The following is an 18,362-nucleotide window of genomic DNA, read 5'->3' on the forward strand; positions in this document are numbered from 1 at the left end:
CAGGAGGTCAGAGTGCGGCGGCGGCGCGTCCGGCGCGGCGGCCGAAGAACGTGCCGTCGCCCAGGGACGTCCCGCTGACGTAGCCCTCGCCGTGCATGCCGGACGCGGCCCGCCCCGCCGCGTACAGGCCGGGCACCGGGACGCCCGAGTTGTTCAGGACCTCGCCGTCCACGGTGGTGTGCAGGCCGCCGAGCGTGAACCCGGCCGCGCCGGTCCCCGTGCCCGCACCGGTGCCGCCGAAGAATCCGGCGCGCGGGTCGATCGCCGCGAACGGCGATTTCAAGGGGCGCAACCATTTCGGGTCCTTGTGGAAGAACGGGTCCTCGCCTTTCGCGGCGTGCAGGTTGTAGGTCTCGACCGTCGCCTCAAGGGAACCGGCGGGCATGCCGAGCGACTCCTCCAGTTCGGCGAGCGTCTCGGTGACGTACCTGGGGCGCAGGCCCCAGCGGTCGGGTTCGGGGACGTCCTCGAACCCCTCCTCGTCGATGATCGTCCAGTAGGGGCCGGGCTGGTGCTTCACGGCGTGGACGCTCCAGTGGCCGGGGTACACGTCCTCGTTGAGGAAGCGGCGGCCGAGACCGTCCACGAGCATGCCGCGGCACACCATCGCGGGCAGCGCGGTGAGCGCGATCTCCACGACCGACATGCGGCGGGTGGCGGCGCCGATCGCGGTGGCCATCCGGATGCCGGAGCCGTCGTCCAGCCCGTCGCTGACCTTGCCGTGCCCGAGCAGCACCGGCGCGTGGTCGGCGAGCATCTCCTCGTTGTCGACGAACCCGCCGGTCGTGAGGATCACCGCCCTGCGGGCGCGGTAGGTGACCGTGTTGCCGTATTTGCGGGCGACGGCTCCGGCGACGCGTCCGCCGTCGTCCAGGATCAGGTTCGTCGCCAGGGTGTCGGTGTGCGCGACGGCGCCCGCCTCCGTCGCGGCGGCCGACAGCTTCTCCATCAGGACGCCGCCGCCGAACCCGCCCGCCGCCGGACGGTGCCCGCGCGGGACGGGCTTGGCGATCGTGTTGTACGGCCAGGAGTTCTCCCCCAGCCACATCAGCCCGTCCTCCGACATCGGCATCCACGTCGGCGCGTCGTAGAAGGTCGGGTTGAACGGCACGCCGCAGTCCCGGAACCACTCGAAGTGCTCGACGCTCCCGTCGCAGTACAGCCGGAGCTTCGCGGTGTCGGCGTTCGGGCCGAGCGCGGCCTCCAGGTAGGCGTACATGGCGTCGGGGTCGTCGTCGAAGCCGCACGCCTTCTGGATCCCGGTGCCGCCGCCCAGGTACAGCTCGCCGCCGGACTGGGCCGACGAGCCGCCCGGACCGCTCGCCCGCTCCAGGACGACGACGTCCGCACCCGCCCGCGCCGCCTCGGACGCCGCCGCCGCGCCCGCGCACCCGAAGCCGACGACCAGCACGTCGCACTCATGGTCGAAATCGCCGATGTCGCGCAACGCGAAGGGCTCGACGGAGGAACGAGGCGTCACGCTGTCACTTCCCGGGCGGGACGAAGGCGGCCAGCGGCTCCGAGCCCGACCAGTCGTGGCCCCAGTAGCTGTCCTTGGTGATCTCTTCGGCGGTGTAGTACGTCTCGTCCACGAGCATGCCCTCGCAGCCGTACTCGATGTCCCAGCCGCCGGGCGCACGGACGTAGAACGAGACCATCTTGTCGTTGGTGTGGCGGCCGAGCGTCGAGGAGATCGAGAAGCCCTTCGCGGTGACGGCGTCGAGCGCGATGCCGACCGCGTCCAGCGAGTCGACCTCCACCATCAGGTGGACGAGCCCCGGGTCGCCGCCGTGCGGGGCCGGGCAGATCGCGAGGCTGTGGTGCCGCTGGTTGACGCCCATGAACCGGATCCGGACCTTGCCGCCGCCGACCTTCATGGCGCCGCGCGGCAGGAACCCGAGGACCTCGTTGTAGAACGTCACGGTCTCGGCGAAGTTCGGGGTGGGCAGCACGACGTGTCCCATGCCCATCGCGCCGGTGACGAACTTCTGCGCGAAGCCGGTGCGCAACGGGCTGTGGTCGAGGACCGGTCCGAAGAACACCTCGACCGGGGTGCCGCCCGGGTCGGTGAACGCGATGACCTCTTCGGCGTCGCGCTCCGCCGCCTCGTCCGGGGTCAGCGCCGTCACCGCCGTCCCGGCCTTCTCGACGGCCTCCCGGACGGCGGCGAGAGCGTACTGGTCGCGGACCTCCCAGCCCACGGCCAGCACCTTGTCGCTGTCGCCGGGCAGCACCGCGAGGCGCGCCCGGCGCTCGTCCATGCGCAGGTACAGGCCGCCCGGGTCGGGCCCGCCGCCCTCGGCGAAGCCGAGCCCGTCGAGGGCGAACTCGCGCCAGCGCTCGACGTGGCGGGTCTGGACCTTCAGATATCCCAGCCCTCGGATCTGCGTCATAGTCCTCGGTCCCTTCGTCTCGTCGTTCGGGTCAGCATCGGGCGCGGTCAGATCATCGAGCGCATGGGGCCCTGCGGCGGCTCGATGTCCAGGTCGGTGAGGGCGGAGACGTGGTAGACCGCCCCGGGGACGTGGATCGCGTGGGCGAGGCCGACGTGCGCGTCCCGCCAGAACCGCTGGATCGGGTTGTCGCCGCGCATCGCGTTCCCTCCCGACCGGACGACGATCTCGTTCATCGCCTGCACCGCCCGCCACGCCGCCCGGACCTGCGTGCGGCGGCCCGCGGCGCGCTCGGCGAACGTCGGCTCGTGACCGGCGGCGACCTGGTCGTAGACGCGCGAGCAGTTGTCCAGCAGCGCGGTCCGGGACGCCTTGATCTCCTCCGCCGCCTCGCTGATCGCGTACAGCACGTACGGGTCGTCCTTGATCTTCGTGCCGGTGATCTGGACGCGGTTGCGCTGGTAGGCCATGTGGTGGTGCAGCGCGCCCTCGGCGATGCCGATGACGGCCGAGGTGATCCCGAGCGGGAACACGCACGAGAACGGCATCAGGTAGGACGGGTTCGTCAGCCCCGCCTCGCGGGCCGCGGAACCGTCCACGACCTTGGTGTATTCGAGCGTCCGGTAGGCGGGAACGAAGGCGTCCCTGACGATGACGTCCTTGCTGCCGGTGCCCTTCAGCCCGGCGACGTCCCAGGAGTCCTCGACGATCTCGTAGTCGGAGCGCGGCAGGATCAGGTGGAGGGAGCGGGGCGGCTGCGCGACCTTGCCGTCGGCGTCGCCGAGCATTCCGCCGAGGAAGATCCAGTCGCAGTGGTCGGTGCCGGACGAGAACTGCCAGCGGCCGTTGAACACGTAGCCGCCGTCCACCGGGCGGGCCACGCCCATCGGCGCGTACGGGGAGGCGATCCAGACGTCCGGGTCGTCGGCCCAGACCTCCTCGCGGACCTTCGGGTCGGCGTACGCCATCTCCCACGGGTGGACGCCGACGATCCCGGCGACCCAGCCGGTGGAGCCGTCCAGTGCGGAGACGCCCATCACGGTCTCGGCGAACTCGCGCGGGTGGACTTCAAGGCCGCCGTGCGCCTCCGGCTGCAGCAGCCGGATCACGCCGGCCTCGCGGAGCGCCTGCGCGGCCTTGTCGTCCAGCCTGCCGAGGGTCTCGTTGACGGGGCCGAGATCGCGGATCTGCTCCGCCCGTTCCATGATCGAATCCAGCGCCCGTGATGTCATCGCCTGTCTCCCGTGGTGTGTCGTCAGCCGTCGTAGGTGATCTTCAGCCGGTCGGTGACCGGCCTCGCCTGACAGGCGAGGATGAGGCCCTCGGCGAGGTCCTGCTCGTCGAGGACCGCGTTGGCGTCCAGCGTGACCTCGCCCTCCAGCGCCACGCAGGCGCAGGCCGAGCAGTTGCCCTCCCGGCAGGAGAACGGGGCGTCCACCCCGGCGCGCAGCAGGGCGTCGAGGAGCCGTTCGGACTTGGGCCAGGGCACCGTCCGCGTCTCGCCGTCCATCTCGACCTCGATCTCGCCGGCCTCCCCATCGGCATCGGGCTCGTCGGGCGCTTCGGGTTCCTCGAACGGGTCGTTCTCCAGGGAGAAGAAGCGCTCGACGTGGACGCGCATGCCGAGATCGGTGAACGTGCCGGTGACGAGGTCCATGAAGATCTCTGGGCCGCAGACGAACGCCTGCCGGCCCGTGTAGGGGCGGGCGAGCGAGCGGAGGGTGGCGGGCGTCGGCAGTCCCTGCACGGATTCCAGGAGGTGGACGACCGTGAGGCGATCGGGATGGGCCTCCGTGAGGGACCGGAGTTCCCCCGCGAAGATCACGGATCGTTCGTCCCGGTTGGCGTAGAGGAGGGCGACCTTGCCCGTCCCGCCGGCCAGGCAGGACTTGAGGATCGACATCACCGGGGTGATGCCGCTGCCGCCCGCGACGAGCAGCAGGTCGTCGTCCAGCGACGACGGCGTGAACGTCCCGGCGGGGCGCAGCACCTCCAGCACGTCGCCCGCCGTGACGTTGTCGCAGATCCAGTTGGACCCGAGACCGCCGTCCACCCGCTTCACCGTCACCTTCAGCCGGTCGTCGGTGAGCGGCGAGCTGCACAGCGAGTAGCAGCGCGCCGCCCAGCCGTCCTCGGCCGGGACCCTGACGGTGAGGAACTGCCCGGGACGGTAGGAGAACCGGTCCCGGTCGCCCTCGGCGGGTTCGAGGACGAGCGAGTGCGCGTCCGCCGTCTCGTGGACGACGTCGACCACCCGCGCCTTCAGAGTCGTCATGGCCGCTCCGCCGCCGCGGCCGCGTGGCGCGCCGCGATGTAGCCGAACACGATGGACGGGCCGATCGTCGCGCCAGGCCCCGCGTACTCGTTGCCCATCACCGACGCCGACGCGTTGCCCGTCACGTACAGGCCGTCGATGACCGTCCCGTCCTCGCGCAGGACGCGGGCGTGCTCGTCCGACACGAGCCCGCCCTTGGTGCCGAGGTCGCCGACCTCCAGCCGGAACGCGTAGTACGGCGCGGTGTCGAGGACGTCCAGGTTCGGGTTCTTCAGGTTCGGGTCGCCGTAGTAGCGGTCGTAGGCGGAGTCGCCGCGGCCGAAGTCCGGGTCCTCGCCCGCGCGGGCGTACCCGTTGAACGTCCGGACGGTCTCGACCAGCGCGGCCTCCGGGACGCCGACCTTCCCGGCCAGCTCCGCGAGCGTGCCCGCCTTGACCGCGATGCCGGCGTCGTAGAACTCCTTCGGAATCGGGGCGCCGGGCAGGATCTGCGCGAACGGGTAGCGGGCGCGGGCCTTGGCGTCCATCACGAACCAGGCCGGGACGTGGCCGCCCGCGAGCTGGTCGTGGACGAAGTTGACGTACGGGGCCGCCTCGTTGGTGAAGCGCGTCCCGTCCTGCGACACGATCACCTGCCGGGGGATGGCGCGCTCGGACACCAGCGGGATCGTCGCCCCGGCCGGGTGCCGAACGGCGGGCATCCACCAGGCGTCGTCCATCAGGTCCAGCGCCGCGCCGAGGCTCTCACCCGCGCGGATGCCGTCGCCGGTGTTCTCGCGGGCGCCCATCGCGAAGTCCTCCTGGCCGCCCTTGGGGAGGTACTTGTCGCGCATCTCCTGGTTGTGGTCGAAACCGCCCGTCGCGAGGAGGACGCCCTTCCGGCCGCGGATGCGCACCGTCGTGCCATCGCGCCTCGCGGCGACGATCCCGGTGACGCGGCCTGTCGCCTCGTCGGTGACGAGTTCGGTCATGCTCGTCTTCAGCCAGAGCGGGATGCCGGCGTCCTTGAGCGCCATCCGCATCCGGGCGACGAGCGCCCGCCCGCCGGTCGCCATGTGGCGGCGCCGGACCACGTTGGACGACACGCGCCACGCCGCCACCAGCGACGCCCTCCGTCCCGCCCAGGTGCGCTTGGCCATCGCGAGGTCGTGGTAGTCCTTCGCGGTGATCCAGAGGCCGAGCGGGCCCTTCATGCTGTTCGGCCGCTGGTGCTTCTCGTCCTCGCCGAGCTCGCGGGTGTCGAACGGGACGGCCTCGATGGACCGGCCCTGCGGACGGCCGCCGTCCAGCTCCGGGTGGTAGTCGGCGTAGCCCTTCGTCCAGAAGAACCGCATCCACCTGCTCTTGAGGATCAGCTCCATCGCCGCCGGGCCGTTGTCGACGAACGCGTCGAGGCGGGCGGCCGGGACGCGTCCCTCGGTGAGAAGGTCCAGGTAGCGGCGGATCGACTCGCGGCTGTCGTCATGGCCGCGCGCCCTCAGCACCGGGTTGTTCGGGATCCAGATGCCGCCGCCTGAGATGCCGGTGGAGCCGCCGAACTTCGAGCCCTTCTCGACGACCAGGACGCTCATCCCGGCGTCGTGGGCGGTCAGCGCGGCCGTCATCCCGCCGCCTCCGCTGCCGACGACGACCAGGTCGTACTCGTGATCCCACGCGGCCATCGGTCAGTTGTCCTTCATGGTCAAGAACGCCAGGACGGCGCTCTCCCAGGCGGACTTCTGCTCGATCATCACCCAGTGCCCGCAGTTCGGAAAGACGGTGACCTGGACGTCCGGGATCGTCCGCATCGGGACGAGGGCCATGTCGACGGGGCTGACGCGGTCGTCCCGTCCCCACGTGATCAGCGTCTTGGCCTTGAGCTTGTGGAGCATCGCCCAGTAGGGCGGCTCGTCCGACCGGGCCATCGCCTTCGCGCGGGCCGCCATCGCCTTCGATCCGTACATGCGGCGGGCGCCGGCGAGCGTGTCGGGGTCGGTGGCCTGCCGCCAGCGCTCCTCGATCACCTCCTCGGTGACGAGCTCCGGGTCGTACACCATCGAGTGCAGCCACCGGATCAGGCGCTCGCGGGTCGGGTCGTCGGTGAACTCCATCAGCAGCTTGATGCCCTCGCCGGGCCCCGGGCTGAAGACGTTCCGCCCGATGCCGCCGATCGTGACCAGGCGGCGGACGCGGTCCGGGTGCGCCAGCGCGACCTGCGTGCCGATGATCCCGCCCATCGAGTTGCCGATCACGTCGACCTGGCCGAGGTTCAGGCCGTCCAGGAACCGGACGGCGGCGCCCCCGGCGGCCATCATCGGATGCTCGTCGGTGGGGTCGCTGACCCCGAAACCGGGGAACTCCAAGATCAGGCACCGGAAGTGCTCGGCGAACCGCGCGAGGTTGCCGCGGAAGTTCCGCCACCCGGTGACGCCCGGGCCCGAGCCGTGCAGCATCAGGAGCGGCGGGCCCTCGCCGGCCTCGTGGTAGCGCAGGACGCCCTGGTCGGTGGCGAGCTCGCGCAGTGTCGACTCGTAGGTCAACTCCGTGGGCATGATCTCTCAGTCCTCCGAGGGTGGCTTGCCCGGAACGTAATCGGCCCGGCCGCGCGGCCGTCCCGCCGATCCCGATCAGCGGGACGTCCGTCCGGCGGCGGCCCCGCGAGGGCCCGTTCGCGGCCGCTTCCACTCATTGGGATCGCCGGGCACCCCTTGACCGATGCCGCTTCAGCATCACTTGTTAGAAATGAAGAGGACGCCGCCATGAGCCCCCGAGGTGAACAGATGCCAGCCGAGCCAGCGCTCACCGAAGACTCCGGAGCCGGGTCCGGGACCGCCCCGGACCCGGCGGACTTCCGGACGGCCATGGCGGAGTTCGCCACCGGCGTCACCGTGGTCACGGCCCTCGACGGCGGCGAGCCCGTCGGTTTCGCCTGCCAGTCGTTCGCGTCGGTGTCGCTGGAGCCCCCGCTGATCCTGTTCTGCGCCGACCGCCGCGGCCGTTCGTGGCCGCGGATCCGGGCGACCGGACGGTTCTGCGTGAACGTGCTGGCCGAGGAGCAGCGGGAGCTGTGCGAGCGGTTCGGATCGAGCCGGGGCGCGAAGTTCGAGGGGCTGGAATGGGACGTGTCGCCCTGGGGCACTCCCGCGCTGCGGGACGTCCTGCTCTGCGTGCACGCCGCCGTCCACGACGTGCACGAGGCCGGCGACCACGAGATCGTCGTCGGACGGGTGCTCGGCATCGAGCGGCACGACATCCGGGACGGCGCCTGGCGGCGTCCCATGGTGTTCTTCCGCAGCCGGTTCGGCATCAACGAGCCCGACGCGCCGATCGCCCCCGATCCGTGGGGCATCGGCGACCGGTGGGGCTGGGGCTGACCGCGGGCCCGGCGCCGGGGCTGTCCGCGCTCGACCGGCGGCTCACATCCAGTCGCCTCGCCCGTCCACGGCGAGGAGGCGGTTCATCGTCTCCGGTGACCAGGTCGACTCCTGCGCCGTCCCGCCGGTCCCGTTCCGCCGGGCGCGGGCCGGCGCCCGCCCCCCGCCACGGCTCCCCGGCGCCGAGCCGGGGAACAGGGTCTGCGACGCCTCGCGGGCCGCGGTGACGACCAGCGGCGCGACGTTCTCCAGCGGTGCGCGGATGTCGCCGACCAGGGAGATCCCGGCGACCGGCCCCTCGGCGCCGCGGATCGCGGCCGCGACGCACGCGATGCCGGGATACGACTCGCCGCGCTCGAACGCCAGGCCGCGGCGCTGCCGGACGCGGTGCAGCTCCTGGTGGAGGGTGCCGAGCTCGCCGATGGTCCGGTTGGTGAACCGGGTGATCTCGGGGCCGAGCAGCGCGTCCACCTGCTCGGGCTCCAGCCACGCCAGCATCGCCTTGCCGAGCGCGGTGCAGTGCGCTGGGGCGCGCCCGCCGACCCGGGACGGCACGGACGCGGCGAGCCGCCCGCCGAGCTTGTCCAGGTAGTAGACCTCCGCGCCGTCCAGGACGGCGAGGTGCGCGACGAGCCCGGTGGTGACCTGCAGCTCGTGCAGCAGCGGCGCCGCCGCCTCGCGGATCTTGCCGTGCCCGCCGTCCCGGCCGCCGAGGCCGAGGGCGCGCCGGCCGAGGCCGTAGCCGAACGAGTGGTGCGCGAGCCAGCGCTGCCGGACGAGCTGGTCCAGGATCCGGTGCGCGGTGGACCGCGGCAGCCCGGTGCGGCGCGCCACGTCCTCCAGGGTCAGCCGGGCGGACGGGCCGTTGAAGGCGTCCAGGATCAGCGTCATCCGCTCGATCATGGACGGCGGCGACTCCCGCCGTGCCGACGCCGCCGGATCCGCCGCCTCCACCGTCATGACCTCGGTCATCGCACCTCCCGGAGCCCGACTGAAATGAATTCTTGTTATCTGGAATCTAGCAACCGCTTGGTCCCTTGGGAAGGGGGCGTGTAAGGCAAGGTCAGCCGAGTCTGCGAAGCATCGCCCGGCCACTGGACCGTCCTCGAAGGCGTGATAGAACGTTTTTCTACGACGAGGGGAGCAACGATGCGTGTCGGCATCGTCACGCCGGTGGTGGCGCAGCCGCCGCCCGGCGCCGCCGCGTGGGAGCGGGACGCGGAGATCGAGGACGTCGCCCGGATCGCCGAGACCGCCGACCGGCTCGGCTACCACCACCTCACCTGCAGCGAGCACGTCGCCGTCCCCGCCGGGGCGGCCGAGCGGCGCGGCGGCGTGTACTGGGACCCGCTCGCCACGTTCGGCTACCTCGCCGCGCGGACGGCCCGCATCCGGCTCGCCACCCAGGTCCTGGTGCTCGGCTACCACCATCCGCTCGCGATCGCCAAGCGGTACGGGACGCTCGACCGCGTCAGCGGCGGGCGGCTCACGCTCGGGCTCGGCGTCGGCAGCCTGGAGGAGGAGTTCGACCTGCTCGGCGCCCCGTTCGCGGGACGCGGCGAGCGGGCCGACGACGCCGTCGCGGCGCTCCGCGCGTCCCTGTCGCGGCGGATGCCCGAGTACCACGGCCCGCACTACCGCTTCTCCGGGCTGGTGGTGGAGCCGCATGCCGTCCAGGAGCGCGTCCCGCTGTGGATCGGCGGCCGGACGGGCCGCTCGCTGCGCCGCGCGCTGACCGCCGACGGCTGGGTGCCGTTCGGCCTGCCGCTCGGGACGCTCGCCGAGATGCTCGCGTCCTGCGATCTTCCGTCCGGGTTCGACGTGGTGCTGGGGCCGTCCCGCCCGCTGGACCCGGGCGGCGACCCGGACGCCGCCGGCGCCGCGCTGGCCCGGGTGCGCGAGGCGGGGGCGACGATCGCGGGCGTGCGGCTGGCGTCCTCGTCGCCCGCGCACTACCGCGAGCAGCTCGCCGCGCTGCGCGAACTCGCCGGGCCCTACGAGCTGACCTTCGAGGAGAAGCGGTGACCGATCTCGAAACCCGCCTGGACGCGCTGGAGGAGCGGCTGCGCCTCCTGGAGGACGAGCGCGCGATCACCCGGCTGATCCTGTCGTACGGGCCGCTGGTCGACAGCGGCTGCGCCGGCGACGTCGCCGCGCTCTGGGACGAGGACGGCGTCTACGACGTCGACGAGATCCTGATGACCGGACGGGCGGAGATCGACGCGATGGTCCGCTCCGCCGGGCATCAGGGCTGGATCGGCGGCGGCTGCGCGCATTTCGTCGGGCCTCCGCACGTCACCGTCTCCGCGTCCGGCGACGAGGCCACCGCGATCGGCTACACCCTCATGATCATCAACCGGGAGGACGGGTTCGCGCTGCGGCGCGCCACGGCGAACCGGTGGCGGCTCCGGCGCACCCCGTCCGGGTGGAGCGTGACGAACCGGACGAGCCGCGTCCTGGACGGCCGCGACGAGTCCCCCGACCTCCTGGCCGCCCACTTCCCGGGGGCCGTGCGGCATCGTCCGCGGCGCGAGGGCTAGGGCGTGATCGCCATGTTGGCGAGGACCCGGCCGGCCAGCTCCTTGTCCCCGTCGATCTGGACGGTGACGTCGTCGGGCGTGCAGCGTCCGGCGGTGAGGCGTACGTAGGTCTCCAGGTCCATGGCGAGCTCGGCGGTCGGGTCGGCCGGCTCGGCCCACTGGCCGCGCCGATCGCCGTCCACGCGGACGGCCGCGCGGAAGTCGGGCGGGCCGGAGATCGTGAACGCGACGGACCGGCCCGGCTCCGCCTTCCCCGGACGCGCGACGATCCGGGGCAGCGCGACGCTCATCAGCTCCCAGAAGGAGTGCGCGGCCGGGGCGTCGAGGTTGCCGGGGCGGCCGACCGCGCGGCGGATGTCCTGCTCGTGCGTCCAGCAGTCCATGGCGCGGAACTTCACGAGGCGGCTGTAGGGGCCTTCGCGTCCGTCCGGGCACATGACGACGCGGTCGGGGTCGAGGCCGGGCAGCTGGGCCAGGCGGCGCTCCAGCGCGTCCGCGAGCTGCGCGGCGACGACGGGGCCCGGCAGCGGGCGGCGGACGTGGATCGCGGCCTCCAGCCACCGGCCGAAGTCGTTGCGGACGTGCTCGAAGTCGGGGACCTCGACCTCGGGCTCCGGCTCGCCCAGCAGGCCGAGCTCGACGCCGACGAGATGGGAGACCTGGTCCTTGACCGTCCAGCCGGGGCATTCGGTCGGCAGCAGCCAGTCGGCGTCGGCGAGCGTCGCGGCGAGCGCGAGCGTGGACCGGATCGTCTGCTCGTAGGCGGCGGTGTTGGTGCGCATCGGCTCGTTCATGTCAGCCCTCCGTCGGCTCCCGAGCCTACGACGCGCCCCCGTGCGCCTGGAACGCGGCTAACGCCTCAGGGGTGTTCGGTGCGGAGGTGGTGGCGGAGGGCCGCGAGTTCGAGGTGGGGCTGGTGGCAGCGCACGCAGGCCCACACGCCGCTGGGCACGGTGTAGCCGCGCGCCGCGGCGTCGTCCCGCGCGCAGAGCACGTGGTAGGTCTGGACGAGGCGCCGCCACGTCCGCCGGACGGCCGATGACATTCCCGCTCCCCTCCGAGCCGGGTCGTTCTGGATCGGCCCAGGATAGGGCAACGGGAATGTCAAGGCGAAACGCCGAAGATCAGCGAACTTCCACGCTCACTGGCCGACCTTCACTCCGGGCTCGCCGTGCCGGTACTCCAGCGGCCGGGTCCCGCGGCGTCCGGCCGCGCTGGTGCTCCGGGTGCGCATCTTGAAGATGGGCAGGATCGTCCGGCCGAAGGTGTTCTCGAACATCATCGCGGCCGCCGCGTACATGGCGATGACCGCGGACGCGACGAACATCCAGCCGCCGACGTCCAGCGCCCAGTCGGACGGCGTCCAGAAGCCGGCCGCGGTGAACCCGGCGCCCGCCGCGGCGACCGCCAGCAGCAGCGCCATGACGAGGTTCGCGCCGAGCGCGGCCAGCGCGCCCAGCGCGGTGACCACCGCCAGGATGATCCACCAGAGCGCGAAGCCCTCGCTGGCCGTGCCCAGGACCGGCGCCTGCTCCACCGGGTACGCGCCCATGCCGACCAGCATGAACAGCAGCCCGAAGCCGATCCAGAACGCGCCCCACATGCCGTGCATCGCGGTGGCCAGGCCGTCGCGCGCCCGGTAGGCCCACATGCCCGCCAGGAACTGGGCGATGCCGCCGAAGGTCAGCAGCAACGGCCATATGACCAGCGGCGTGCCGGCGTCGCCGTACCAGCCGACCTGCCAGGCCCCGAACATCCCGATCGCGCCGGCGAACCCGAACAGCCCGAGGATGGACGGGGCCGCGACGGGCTGGAGGGAAATGCGGGTCCGGTCCTCCCACAGCGCGTGCTCGCCGGGCATGTCGGCGCCCCTGCCCGGGGCGGCCGCCGCGGCGCCTTGGGCCGGCGTCGCCGTTTCGGCGCGCTCATCGGCCATGGGCGCTTCCGCACGCTCTCTTCGCCTTGCCATGAGATCCCCCTCTGGAATAGGAGAGAGCTATACAAAAGCCCCTAACCGTGGTTTTGAGCGTCAAACTGCCCCAGAACGGCTACTCAACAACATCTCGGGTATAGCCGGAATCGTTTGCCGCGCGCGGGGGCGGACGTGGCGCGTTGATTAACAAACGGTGCGCCGATCAACGAGCGCGAGTTCGATGGGCGCTCAGGCGCGGGGGCCGCAGTGGATCTCCAGGCCCGGGGTCGTGCTCCACCCGATCGTCCCGAACAGCTTGTCGATGTGCGGCGAGACCGCGTGCAGGACGAGCATCCGCCCGGTCTCGTGCAGGTCGCGCGCGGCGAGGTTGAAGGCGCGGAGCCCCGCGACGTCGACGAAGTCGACATCGGTCAGGTCGACGTGGACGTCGCCGGGCGAGCGGCCGCCGGCGGCCTCGAGAGCGCGCGTCACGTCCCCGGCGTTCGACACGTCGATCTCGCCGCTCATCACGAGCCGCGCCGCCGCCGTCGAGGCGGTGATGCGCAGCAGCGCGGTGTCGAGCTCGACGATGCCGTCACCGCCGGAGCCGCCCCGGGACCCGCCTTTGGAACCGCCTCCGGAGCCGGCCCCGGAGCCAGGGGCGGCCTCGGAGCCGGAGCCGGGGGACGCCCGCTCGCCCGACTCGACGCCGTCCTCACCGTCGGTGATCCGCCAGACCGTCATCCGCTCCTCGCCTTAGGCCCGGGGGTGCCGCTTCGTGTGCGGTCCCGTATATCCCAGGCTCTCATCTGTCGGCGCCTTCTGGCCCCAACCGGGCGGGAAAACAACGATCGGGAGCGATTTCATTTGCGGGACGTCCGCCACGGCACCACTGGTACACGGCGATCACGCGGTTATGGTCAGAGGTCCTGGAGGAGCTTGGCCGGGGTGATGGGCAGATGGCGGACGCGGATGCCGGTCGCGTGGTGGACGGCGTTGCCGACCGCCGCGGCCGCCCCGACGATGCCGATCTCACCGATGCCCTTGGAGCCCATCGGGTTCAGGTGCGGGTCGGACTCCTCCACCCACGCCGCGTCGATGTCGCGGACGTCGGCGCACGCCGGGACGTGGTACTGCGCGAGGTCCCGGTTGAGGAAGTCGCCGAACTCCTCGTCCATGACGCTCTCCTCCATCAGCGCCATGCCGACGCCCATCGTCATGCCGCCGATGAACTGGGAGCGGGCCGTCGTCGGGTTGATGATCCGCCCGGCGGCGAAGACGCCGAGCATCCGGCGGACGCGGACCTCGCCCGTGTCGGCGTCCACCTCCACCTCGGCGAACTGCGCACCGAACGCGTGCCGGGCGTACTCCTCGCGCGCCTTGAGCTCGGCCGCGGTGTCGGCTTCCGCCTCCAGCCCCTCGGGCGGGACGGCGCCGTTCAACTTGCCGCGCAAGGCTTCGCAGGCTCGGACGACGGCCGTCCCCCAGCCTGCCGTCCCGGACGAGCCGCCCGCGACGGACGCCCTGGGGAACGCGCTGTCGCCCAGCTCGACCGTCACGTCGCCGAGGTCCGCCTTCAGCGTCTCGGCCGCGATCAGGGCGAGGGCGGTGCGGGCGCCGGTGCCGATGTCGGCGGCGGCGATCCGGACGGTGAACGTCCCGTCCGGCTCGGCGCGGGCGGTCGCCCGGTTGGGGCTCATGTAGGCGGGATAGGTGGACGCGGCGACGCCCGTGCCGATGAGCTTGCGGCCCTCCCAGCGGACACCTGTCGCGGGGTCGCGCCCGGCCCAGCCGAAGCGGCCGGCGCCTTCCTTCAGGCACGCGACGAGGTTGCGGGAGCTGAACGGCAGGCCGCTCTCCGGCTCCCGGTCGGTGTCGTTGCGGATGCGCAGCTCTATCGGGTCGATGCCGGTGGCGACGGCGAGCTCGTCCATGACGGATTCGAGCGCGTACATGCCGGGCGTCTCGCCCGGGGCGCGCATCCAGGACGGTGTGGGGACGTCCAAGGCGACCAGCCGGTGCGACGTCCGCCGGTGGGGCGCCTGGTACATGACGCGGGTCGGCGTGGCGGTCTGCTCGGCGAACTCCTTGACGGTGGACGTCTGCTCCACCACTTCATGGATGATCGCGTTCAGACGTCCGTCGGTGTCGGCGCCGAGCCTGAAACGCTGGATCGTCGGCGTCCGGTAGCCGGTCGTCGCGTACATCTGCTGGCGCGGGACGGCGAACTTGACCGGACGCCCTACGGCGCCTGCGGCCATCGCAGCCAGGACGACGTTCGGCTTGGGGATTCCCTTGGAGCCGAACCCACCACCGACGTGCGGGGCCACGACCCGCACATGCGACGGATCCAGGCCGAATGTCTTGGCGAGCATGCTTTGGACGGTCGACGCGCCCTGGGTCGAGTCGTAGAGCGTGAGGTGTCCGTGCTCGTCCCAGGAGGCGAGGGTGGCGTGCGGCTCCATCGGATTGTTGTGCTCGGCGGGCGTCGTGTAAGTGACGTCCACGCGGACTGCTGAATTGTTGAACTCTTCCTCTGGCTCGCCTAGCTCGGTTTCAGCGGGAAAGACCGGATTCACCTTGCCGGGCTGGTACAGGTCGGGATGGTCGTTGCGCAGCCGCACGTCCGGCGCCTCCGACACGTACTCGACATGGACGAGACGGGCCGCTTCCCGAGCGGTTTCGAGCGTCTCGCCGACCACGACCGCGACGAACTGGCCGCGGTAGGAGACCGTCCGGGACTGGAACACGGCCAGTTCGCCGTCCGGCGGATCGCTGAGCTTCGGCGCGTTCTCGCACGACAGGACGGCGAGCACACCGGGAAGCGCCATCGCGGCCTCGGTGTCGACGGCCGTGATCTCGCCGCGTCCGACGCTCGCCTGGACGGCCGCCGCGTACGCGACGTTCTCGACCGGGTACTCGAACGCGTAACGCGCCGCTCCCGTGACCTTCTCGCGGCTCTCCAGCCGTTCGGTCATGACGCGGTCCCCTCCCCCAACTCTGTGAGCGCCCGGACGATCAGGTTGCGCGCGAGCGGCACCTTGTAGGCGTTGTCGCGCAGCGGTTCGGCGGCGTCCAGTTCGGCCTCGGCGGCGCGCAGGAACGACTCCCGCGTCGCGGGCCGCCCGCGCAGCGCCTCTTCGGCGAACCAGGCCCGCCACGGCTTGTGCGCCACGCCGCCCAGCGCCAGCCGGACGTCCCGTACGGAGCCGCCGTCCACGTCCAGCGCCGCCGCAATCGACACCAGCGCGAAAGCGAACGACGCCCGCTCCCTGACCTTGCGGTAACTGGACGGCATGCCGAGCGGCGGAACCTCGACCGTCGTGACGAGCTCGCCCGGTTCCAGGACGGTGTCGCGCTCTGGCTCGTTGTCGGGCAACCGGTGGAACTCGTCCATCGGGATGGTTCTCGGCCCGGCGCGCCCAAGGACGTGCACTGAAGCGTCCAGCGCCGACAACGCCACCGCCATGTCGGACGGGTGCGTCGCCACGCACGCCTCCGAATGACCCAGAATCGCCAGGTTGTGGTGCTCGCCCTCCCGTGCCGGGCACCCGCTGCCAGGGTTCCGCTTGTTGCACGGCTTGGCGGCGTCCTGGAAGTAGGAGCAGCGTGTGCGTTGCAGAAGGTTGCCGCCGACGGTCGCCAGGTTGCGTATCTGCCCGGACGCCCCCGCCAGGACGGCCTGGGCCAGCATGGGATGCCCCGCACGCACCGTCCGGTCGGCGGCGAGCGCGCTGTTGCTCACGGCCGCGCCGATGAGGAGCCCGCCGTCCGGGTTCAGCTGGATCTGGTCGTACGGGAGGTGCGCGACGTCCACGAGCCTGGCCGGTGTTTCCACGCCGAGCCGCATCAGGTCCACGAGGTTGGTTCCGCCGCCGAGGTAGTAGGTCTCGCCGTCGTGTCGCGCTAGGGCGTCTTCTGCGCTGGTGGCGCGCTCGTAGGTGAAGGGCCTCATGCCTCCGCCGCCTCCTTGCGGCGCGCCACGTCCCTCAGCGCCGCGACGATGCCGACGTAGGCGCCGCACCGGCACAGGTTGCCGCTCATCCGTTCGCGTATCTCGTCGTCGTCCAGGACGGGCTCGGAACCAAGGTCGCTGGTAACGGCGCTGGGCCAGCCTTGCCCGGCCTCGTCCAGCATCCCCGTCGCAGAGCAGAGCTGACCGGGCGTGCAGTACCCGCACTGGAACGCGTCCTGCTCGATGAACGCCTCCTGGACGGGACTGAGCCGTCCGTCCTGCGCGAGCCCTTCGACCGTGACGATGTCCGCTCCGTCATGAGCGACGGCCAGCGCGAGGCACCCGTTGGCGCGGCGTCCGCCGATGAGGATGGTGCACGCGCCGCACTGCCCGTGGTCGCAGCCCTTCTTCGAGCCCGTCAACCCGAGGTTCTCGCGCAGCACGTCCAGGAGGGACGCACGGGTATCGACGCTTAGCCGGTGCTCACGTCCGTTCACCACGAGGGTGATGTCGGCGTGCACCGGGGTGGATTCGCTGTCCATGATTCCGGGCCTACCCTGGATCGACGGCTGTTCACAGGAGTGCGGCTGCGGCGTCCACGGCGGCTTCGACGTCGCCGTCCTGCGGATAGAGCACGGACCGTCCGGCGACGAGACCCCTGACGCCCGGGATCCGCAGCGCGCGCCGCCAGCCGTCCAGCGCCTCGCGGGGATCGCCGCCGGCATCGGCGCCCAGCACCAGCACGGGCAGCGTCGTCGCCGCCGCCACCCGCTCCATCTCCGGGACGACCGGCACCATCAGCCACGTGTACGCCGACGTGACGCCGAGGCCCGACGCGACCGACACCGCCCGGATCATCGCCTCCGGCGTCACCAGGTTCCGGACGCGCCCCTCCATACGGTGCGCGACGAGCGGCTCCACCAGCGCCGTCAGCCCGCGCCGCGCGAGCGCCGACACCGCGCCCGCGCAGGACTCCAGCGTCCGGGCGGTCGCCGGGTCGGAGTCGTCGATCCGGAACCGCAGCTTGCCGCCGTCCAGCCGGGACGCGGCGATCGCCTCGGCGTCGTAGGCGGTGAACCGGTCGTCGATCTCGAACGCCGTCCCGGCGAGGCCGCCCCGGTTCATCGTCCCGACCGCGAGGCGTCCGTCCAGGGCGCCGAGCAGCAGGAGGTCTTCGAGGACGTCGGGGGCGGCGACGACGCCGTCCACGCCCGGGCGGTCGAGCGCGACGCAGAGGCGGTCGAGCAGCTCGCGCCGGTCGGCCGCCGCCGTCAGGTCGCCGCCGACGGCGAGCACGCCCCGCGCCGGTTGGTCCGCCGCGATGATCAGCAGCCGGCCGGACGCGCCGGGCGGCCCCTTCCGGCGCCCGCGCGCCGCCGCGGCCTCGGCGATCGCCTCGGGGCGCGCGGCCCGCACGCCGGCGAGGTCGCTGACGCGCACGCCGCCGCGGCCGCTGACGTCCGTCATGGGCCGTCGATCACGCCTGCCGATCAGGCGCGGCCTGACGGTCGGAGTCGGTGAGGATCTCCACGACCTGGCGGGCCGTCCGGGTCGGCAGCGGGGACGGCAGGCCCTTCCACTTGCGGGACGCGGCCATCGCCGCCGCGCCCGCCCCGCCCCCGTACACGGCCGCCGCGACGAACGACGCCAGCTCGGGCGGCAGCTTCTTCTCCAGCAGCAGCACGTTCATCCGATAGGTGGCGGCGGTGGCCAGCACGCCGAAGGCTCCGGCGACCGCGCCGAGCCGCAGGGCGGGCACGCGCCGCCTCGCCTTCTCCAGCATCTCCTCTTGCGCGGCGTCGACGACCCGCCGGACGAGCAAGAGGTTCTGCTCCAGCGAATCGTCGCCGACCTCCGCGGGCTCGTACGACTCCGTCATGACCCCGGCTTACCCGTAAGCGTGCGGAGGAACCGGGCGAGCAATATGTCACCGT

At 72.2% G+C, this 18,362-nt stretch carries 19 protein-coding genes; 3 read left to right on the forward strand and 16 right to left on the reverse strand.

From position 1 onward, the window contains the following. Positions 1 to 7 precede the first annotated feature (7 nt). From E1287_RS14870 to E1287_RS14895, 6 genes are read right to left on the reverse strand one after another with little or no spacing between them, the layout of a single operon-like run. Complete coding sequence (locus E1287_RS14870) at positions 8 to 1,480, reverse strand: FAD-dependent oxidoreductase (protein WP_131965520.1); 1,473 nt, start codon at positions 1,478 to 1,480, stop codon at positions 8 to 10. Between the two features lie 4 nt (positions 1,481 to 1,484). Next, positions 1,485 to 2,393, reverse strand: coding sequence for a VOC family protein (locus E1287_RS14875; RefSeq protein ID WP_131965521.1), 909 nt, complete (start codon positions 2,391 to 2,393; stop codon positions 1,485 to 1,487). 47 nt (positions 2,394 to 2,440) lie between these two features. After that, positions 2,441 to 3,625, reverse strand: a complete 1,185-nt coding sequence (locus E1287_RS14880) for an acyl-CoA dehydrogenase family protein (protein WP_131965522.1) — start codon at positions 3,623 to 3,625, stop codon at positions 2,441 to 2,443. Positions 3,626 to 3,648: 23 nt separating this feature from the next. Then, on the reverse strand, positions 3,649 to 4,668 hold the full coding sequence (locus E1287_RS14885) for a ferredoxin--NADP reductase (RefSeq protein WP_131965523.1): 1,020 nt from the start codon (positions 4,666 to 4,668) through the stop codon (positions 3,649 to 3,651). Then, on the reverse strand, positions 4,665 to 6,329 hold the full coding sequence (locus E1287_RS14890) for an FAD-binding protein (protein WP_131965524.1): 1,665 nt from the start codon (positions 6,327 to 6,329) through the stop codon (positions 4,665 to 4,667). Before E1287_RS14890 ends, E1287_RS14885 begins: the two co-directional genes overlap by 4 nt. 3 nt (positions 6,330 to 6,332) lie before the next feature. Further along, entirely contained in the window at positions 6,333 to 7,199 is an 867-nt protein-coding gene (locus tag E1287_RS14895; protein WP_131965525.1) for an alpha/beta fold hydrolase, read from the reverse strand. Between the two features lie 228 nt (positions 7,200 to 7,427). Between E1287_RS14895 and E1287_RS14900 the strand changes: the two genes are divergently transcribed. Beyond that, complete coding sequence (locus E1287_RS14900) at positions 7,428 to 8,021, forward strand: flavin reductase family protein (protein ID WP_131965526.1); 594 nt, start codon at positions 7,428 to 7,430, stop codon at positions 8,019 to 8,021. A 42-nt stretch (positions 8,022 to 8,063) separates the two neighbouring features. On the opposite strand, the gene E1287_RS14905 is transcribed toward E1287_RS14900, so the two are convergent. Continuing rightward, positions 8,064 to 8,993: an IclR family transcriptional regulator gene (locus tag E1287_RS14905; RefSeq protein ID WP_243719029.1), complete on the reverse strand. Its 930-nt coding sequence runs from the start codon at positions 8,991 to 8,993 to the stop codon at positions 8,064 to 8,066. A 177-nt stretch (positions 8,994 to 9,170) separates the two neighbouring features. Here E1287_RS14905 and E1287_RS14910 point away from each other — a divergent pair, with 177 nt between their 5' ends. Together E1287_RS14910 and E1287_RS14915 are read left to right on the forward strand one after the other, a co-directional pair. Continuing rightward, positions 9,171 to 10,046, forward strand: a complete 876-nt coding sequence (locus tag E1287_RS14910) for a TIGR03619 family F420-dependent LLM class oxidoreductase (protein WP_131965527.1) — start codon at positions 9,171 to 9,173, stop codon at positions 10,044 to 10,046. Then, complete coding sequence (locus E1287_RS14915; RefSeq protein ID WP_131965528.1) at positions 10,043 to 10,561, forward strand: nuclear transport factor 2 family protein; 519 nt, start codon at positions 10,043 to 10,045, stop codon at positions 10,559 to 10,561. Before E1287_RS14910 ends, E1287_RS14915 begins: the two co-directional genes overlap by 4 nt. On the opposite strand, the gene E1287_RS14920 is transcribed toward E1287_RS14915, so the two are convergent. The 9 genes from E1287_RS14920 to E1287_RS14960 all read right to left on the reverse strand — a co-directional run bounded on the left by E1287_RS14920 (position 10,558) and on the right by E1287_RS14960 (position 18,307). Beyond that, positions 10,558 to 11,355 carry a maleylpyruvate isomerase family mycothiol-dependent enzyme gene (locus E1287_RS14920; protein ID WP_131965529.1) on the reverse strand — a complete coding sequence of 266 codons (798 nt, stop codon included), beginning with the start codon at positions 11,353 to 11,355 and terminating at the stop codon, positions 10,558 to 10,560. The genes E1287_RS14915 and E1287_RS14920 overlap by 4 nt on opposite strands. A 65-nt stretch (positions 11,356 to 11,420) precedes the next feature. Next, positions 11,421 to 11,606, reverse strand: a complete 186-nt coding sequence (locus tag E1287_RS14925) for a hypothetical protein (protein WP_131965530.1) — start codon at positions 11,604 to 11,606, stop codon at positions 11,421 to 11,423. A gap of 96 nt (positions 11,607 to 11,702) precedes the next feature. Beyond that, entirely contained in the window at positions 11,703 to 12,497 is a 795-nt protein-coding gene (locus E1287_RS14930; RefSeq protein ID WP_207934223.1) for a GPR1/FUN34/YaaH family transporter, read from the reverse strand. A 225-nt stretch (positions 12,498 to 12,722) separates the two neighbouring features. Next, positions 12,723 to 13,217 carry an STAS domain-containing protein gene (locus E1287_RS14935; protein ID WP_131965531.1) on the reverse strand — a complete coding sequence of 165 codons (495 nt, stop codon included), beginning with the start codon at positions 13,215 to 13,217 and terminating at the stop codon, positions 12,723 to 12,725. Positions 13,218 to 13,393: 176 nt separating this feature from the next. Next, positions 13,394 to 15,451 (reverse strand): xanthine dehydrogenase family protein molybdopterin-binding subunit, encoded by a 2,058-nt coding sequence (locus tag E1287_RS14940; RefSeq protein WP_131965532.1) that lies wholly within the window; start codon positions 15,449 to 15,451, stop codon positions 13,394 to 13,396. Continuing rightward, complete coding sequence (locus E1287_RS14945) at positions 15,448 to 16,428, reverse strand: xanthine dehydrogenase family protein subunit M (RefSeq protein ID WP_131965533.1); 981 nt, start codon at positions 16,426 to 16,428, stop codon at positions 15,448 to 15,450. The genes E1287_RS14940 and E1287_RS14945 overlap by 4 nt, the downstream gene beginning before the upstream one ends. Further along, positions 16,425 to 16,970 carry a 2Fe-2S iron-sulfur cluster-binding protein gene (locus E1287_RS14950; protein WP_131965534.1) on the reverse strand — a complete coding sequence of 182 codons (546 nt, stop codon included), beginning with the start codon at positions 16,968 to 16,970 and terminating at the stop codon, positions 16,425 to 16,427. The genes E1287_RS14945 and E1287_RS14950 overlap by 4 nt, the downstream gene beginning before the upstream one ends. Positions 16,971 to 17,001: 31 nt before the next feature. Further along, positions 17,002 to 17,895, reverse strand: coding sequence for an aldolase (locus E1287_RS14955; RefSeq protein ID WP_165969008.1), 894 nt, complete (start codon positions 17,893 to 17,895; stop codon positions 17,002 to 17,004). Positions 17,896 to 17,905: 10 nt separating this feature from the next. Further along, positions 17,906 to 18,307: a phage holin family protein gene (locus tag E1287_RS14960; RefSeq protein WP_131965535.1), complete on the reverse strand. Its 402-nt coding sequence runs from the start codon at positions 18,305 to 18,307 to the stop codon at positions 17,906 to 17,908. Positions 18,308 to 18,362 lie beyond the last annotated feature (55 nt).

Origin of the sequence: Actinomadura sp. KC06 (assembly GCF_004348735.1) — a bacterium.
In the GTDB taxonomy this organism is placed as follows: domain Bacteria; phylum Actinomycetota; class Actinomycetes; order Streptosporangiales; family Streptosporangiaceae; genus Spirillospora.

Bases quoted from the DNA above. Each gene is read 5' to 3' on its own strand.
- E1287_RS14875 (WP_131965521.1), bottom strand. From the start codon at position 2,393: ATGACGCAGATCCGAGGGCTGGGATATCTGAAGGTCCAGACCCGCCAC.
- E1287_RS14880 (WP_131965522.1), bottom strand. From the start codon at position 3,625: ATGACATCACGGGCGCTGGATTCGATCATGGAACGGGCGGAGCAGATC.
- E1287_RS14885 (WP_131965523.1), bottom strand. From the start codon at position 4,668: ATGACGACTCTGAAGGCGCGGGTGGTCGACGTCGTCCACGAGACGGCG.
- E1287_RS14890 (WP_131965524.1), bottom strand. From the start codon at position 6,329: ATGGCCGCGTGGGATCACGAGTACGACCTGGTCGTCGTCGGCAGCGGA.
- E1287_RS14895 (WP_131965525.1), bottom strand. From the start codon at position 7,199: ATGCCCACGGAGTTGACCTACGAGTCGACACTGCGCGAGCTCGCCACC.
- E1287_RS14900 (WP_131965526.1), top strand. From the start codon at position 7,428: ATGCCAGCCGAGCCAGCGCTCACCGAAGACTCCGGAGCCGGGTCCGGG.
- E1287_RS14905 (WP_243719029.1), bottom strand. From the start codon at position 8,993: ATGACCGAGGTCATGACGGTGGAGGCGGCGGATCCGGCGGCGTCGGCA.
- E1287_RS14910 (WP_131965527.1), top strand. From the start codon at position 9,171: ATGCGTGTCGGCATCGTCACGCCGGTGGTGGCGCAGCCGCCGCCCGGC.
- E1287_RS14920 (WP_131965529.1), bottom strand. From the start codon at position 11,355: ATGAACGAGCCGATGCGCACCAACACCGCCGCCTACGAGCAGACGATC.
- E1287_RS14925 (WP_131965530.1), bottom strand. From the start codon at position 11,606: ATGTCATCGGCCGTCCGGCGGACGTGGCGGCGCCTCGTCCAGACCTAC.
- E1287_RS14930 (WP_207934223.1), bottom strand. From the start codon at position 12,497: ATGGCCGATGAGCGCGCCGAAACGGCGACGCCGGCCCAAGGCGCCGCG.
- E1287_RS14935 (WP_131965531.1), bottom strand. From the start codon at position 13,217: ATGACGGTCTGGCGGATCACCGACGGTGAGGACGGCGTCGAGTCGGGC.
- E1287_RS14940 (WP_131965532.1), bottom strand. From the start codon at position 15,451: ATGACCGAACGGCTGGAGAGCCGCGAGAAGGTCACGGGAGCGGCGCGT.
- E1287_RS14945 (WP_131965533.1), bottom strand. From the start codon at position 16,428: ATGAGGCCCTTCACCTACGAGCGCGCCACCAGCGCAGAAGACGCCCTA.
- E1287_RS14950 (WP_131965534.1), bottom strand. From the start codon at position 16,970: ATGGACAGCGAATCCACCCCGGTGCACGCCGACATCACCCTCGTGGTG.
- E1287_RS14955 (WP_165969008.1), bottom strand. From the start codon at position 17,895: ATGACGGACGTCAGCGGCCGCGGCGGCGTGCGCGTCAGCGACCTCGCC.
- E1287_RS14960 (WP_131965535.1), bottom strand. From the start codon at position 18,307: ATGACGGAGTCGTACGAGCCCGCGGAGGTCGGCGACGATTCGCTGGAG.